This window comes from Lysobacter enzymogenes (assembly GCF_017168095.1).
Lineage (GTDB): Bacteria > Pseudomonadota > Gammaproteobacteria > Xanthomonadales > Xanthomonadaceae > Lysobacter > Lysobacter enzymogenes_D.
The window spans coordinates 1-3,005 of the sequence record NZ_LXSD01000559.1 but is presented as its reverse complement, the minus strand read 5'-3'; the positions used below and the strand labels follow the sequence as shown (position 1 = coordinate 3,005).

The 3,005-nt window shown below is 71.6% G+C and carries 3 protein-coding genes; 2 read left to right on the top strand and 1 reads right to left on the bottom strand.

The features are described from left to right. A partial coding sequence (locus tag A7A76_RS22100) for a collagen-like triple helix repeat-containing protein (protein ID WP_206413335.1) occupies window positions 1-517 on the top strand: 517 nt, incomplete at its 5' end. 227 nt (window positions 518-744) lie between these two features. Next, window positions 745-2,466 (top strand): ShlB/FhaC/HecB family hemolysin secretion/activation protein, encoded by a 1,722-nt coding sequence (locus A7A76_RS22095; protein ID WP_206413334.1) that lies wholly within the window; start codon window positions 745-747, stop codon window positions 2,464-2,466. A 241-nt stretch (window positions 2,467-2,707) separates the two neighbouring features. Here the strand turns inward: A7A76_RS22095 and A7A76_RS22090 are convergent. Then, the coding region (locus A7A76_RS22090) for an HRDC domain-containing protein (protein WP_206413333.1) at window positions 2,708-3,005 on the bottom strand (298 nt) is incomplete at its 5' end.

Sequence of the window (3,005 nt, the reverse complement as noted above, 5' to 3'; positions counted from 1 at the left end):
GATCGGCGGCGCGCCGGTACCCGGCGGCGCCGGCGGCGTGACCAGCGTGGTCGGCGGCGCGGTGACCGGCCTGAGCGGCAACCTCGGCACGGTCGGCGCCGGCATCAACGCCGGGCTCGGCAATGCCGGTTCGATCGCCAATCCGGTCGGGGTGACCGCGGCCGGCGCGACCACCGGCGTGGCCGGCGTGGGCGTCACGGTCGGCGGCGTCGGCACCGGGCTGGCCAGCGCCGGCGCGGCGACTCCGCTGGCGCCGGTGACCAATCTGGTCGGCGGCGTGGTGTCCGGCGTCGGCAGCGGGGTCAACCAAGTCGGCACGGGCGCGACGGCAGCGGTCAACGGGCCGCTGCAGCCGGTGACTCAGGGGCTGAGCACGGTCGTCAACGGCGTAGCCGGGGCGACCGGGCTCAACAACGCCAACGGCGGTTTGCTCGGCGGCGTGCTCGGCAATACGAGCAACGACAAGGGCGGCCTGCTCGGCACCGGGCTGCTCGGCAAGAAGGGCGCCAAGCCGTAAGCGTCGGCTCGGTCCGGATGCAGCTGTGATCGACCGCGCGGGAACGGCCACGCGCCGTTCCCGTCGCGGCATAGGCACGTAGATTGGAGTTCGTCAGCGCAGGCGCGCCCGGCCCAGGGCGGACGCGCCTGGCTTTCGCGGCGCCGCGGTCGCTGTCAGCGATGGTCGGCGACTTCCGGCGCCGCTTGCCTGCTCAGATTCGGGTTGCCGACGACAAGGGGCCGTGCATGGGTACAGGGCTTTGGGGGAAGCGCTATCCGCTCGCGCTGGCGTTGTCGGCGTGTCTGTACGCCAGTCCGCCCGCATCGGCGCAAACCGCCGCGCCGCGCTTGCCGAGCACCGGCAATCCGCTGCAGACGCTGCCGCAGGCGCCGCTGCCCAAGGGCCCGAGCAAGGTCGAAACCACGGTCGCGCCGCAGCAGAATCCCGAGATGGCCGCGTTCCTGGCCTTGCAGCTGACGCCGTCGCGGTTCGAGGTGTCCGGGGTCAAGTCGGTGCCGTTCGACGATGTGATCGGCCTGTTCAAGCCGCTGGCCGGCCAGCCGATCACCGTCGCCCAGCTGCTGACCGCGGCCGAGGCCTGCACCAAGCTGTATCGCGAACGCGGCTACGCGCTGTCGTTCTGCTATGTGCCGACCCAGGACTTCGCCGACGGCGCGGTGCGGGTAGTCGCGGTGGAAGGCTACGTCGCGCAAGTGCGCATCCAGGGCCAGGCCGGCAGGCTGGAGCGCAAGATCCGCGCGATCGCCCAGCGCATCGTCGACGACCGGCCGCTGCGGCAGAAGACCTTCGAGCGCTATTCGCAGATCCTGGGTTTCCTGCCGGGGGCGAAGATCGGCCTCAATGTGCCGGCGCCGACCACCACCGACGGCGCGACCTCGCTGGACGTCACCGTCCAGGCCAAGCGCTATGACGCGACCTGGGCGCTGGAATTCAACCATCCCGGCACCCAGGGCCTGGCCACGCTCAATCTCAATGCGCTGACGTCCTTGGCCGAGCAATGGAGCCTGGCGGCGCTGTACCCGGACGGCCGCGGCAACGAGCGCTTCTACAGCGCCGGCTATCAGCAATTGTTCGGCAGCGACGGCTGGATCGGCCGCGCCGAAGGTTCGCGCTATCGCGGCGTGCCGGCGACGCAGACGCCGCTGCCGGCGTTCCTCGACCATCGCGTCGAGCAGGACCGCTACGCGCTCAGCGCGCGCTATCCGCTGCGGCTGGAGAGCGAGCGCTCGCTGTTCCTGTCGCTGGGCGCGTACGCGGCCGATCAGTCCGACCGCTACCTCAACACGATCAACGGCGCGAGCCTGGAGCAGCGCTCCAAGACCCGGGTGCTGCAGGCCGGGCTGGATTTCGCCCAGGCCAGGAAGGACCGCGCGCGCCAGGTCAGCGTGCAGATCGCGCGCGGCCTCGACGCCTGGGGCGCCAAGGCCGAGACCCTGACCAACATCGGCGGCGCGATCCTGCCCGCGGCCAGCGACGTGGCGTTCACCCGCTACAACCTCGGGTTCGCCCAGAGCCGGGCGTGGAAGGACCAGCGCTACCTCGCGGTATTGCGCGCGACCGCGCAGTACACGCGCGACCGCCTGCCGTCGTCGGAGCAGATCAGCTTCGGCGGCACCCGCTTCGCCCTGGCCTACGACCCCGGCGAAACCTCGGGCGACCGCGGCTGGGGCGTGGGCCTGGAGCTGAGCCGCAACTTCAAGCCGGACACGCGCTGGCTCAAGGCGGTATCGCCGTACCTGAGCGTGCAGCACGCGCAGGTGTCGCTGAGCGACGGCCGCCGGCCGGCGCCGAACCGGCTGGGCACGGTCGCGCTGGGGGTGCGGCTGTCGGACAACAAGCACTACAACATCGATTTCGCCTACGCCAAGCCGACCGCGGATTTGCCGTTGGAGACGGACGACCGCAAGCCGCGCTGGAATTTGAACTTCGCGTATCAGTTGCCGTGAGGGCGGATGCGGCGGAAGCGGAGCGGGGCGACGGCGCGGCGGTGGGATGGGCGTGAGCGGCGCTGGCGGGTTCGCGATAGTGGGGCGGGGTTTGTCGTTGCTGAGTTGCCGCGGTCGCGGCTTGCGCCGCTCCTACAGTCGGATACGCGACTTGCCGTGGCCCCTGTAGGAGCGGCGCGAGCCGCGACCGCGACGACCCGACTACGACGCACCCGTCCCGCAGCCAGCGCCGCCGCAGCGACTACTCGTGATCGAGCAGATGCTGCAGCACCGCCTCGCCGTAGCGGTCGAGCTTGCTCGCGCCGATGCCGGGGATCTGGGCCAGATCGTCGAGGTCGTCCGGCGCCTGTTCGGCGATGGCGCGCAGGGTGGCGTCGTGGAAGATCACGTAGGCGGGCACGTTCTGTTCGCGCGCGGTAGTCGAGCGCCATTCGCGCAGGGCGTTGAAGCGGGCCAGCGCGTCGGGGGCGAGGTCGGCGACCGCGGCCGCCGCGCCCGCGCCGCCGCCGCGCGATTTCTTGCCGCCGGCGCCGCGCGCG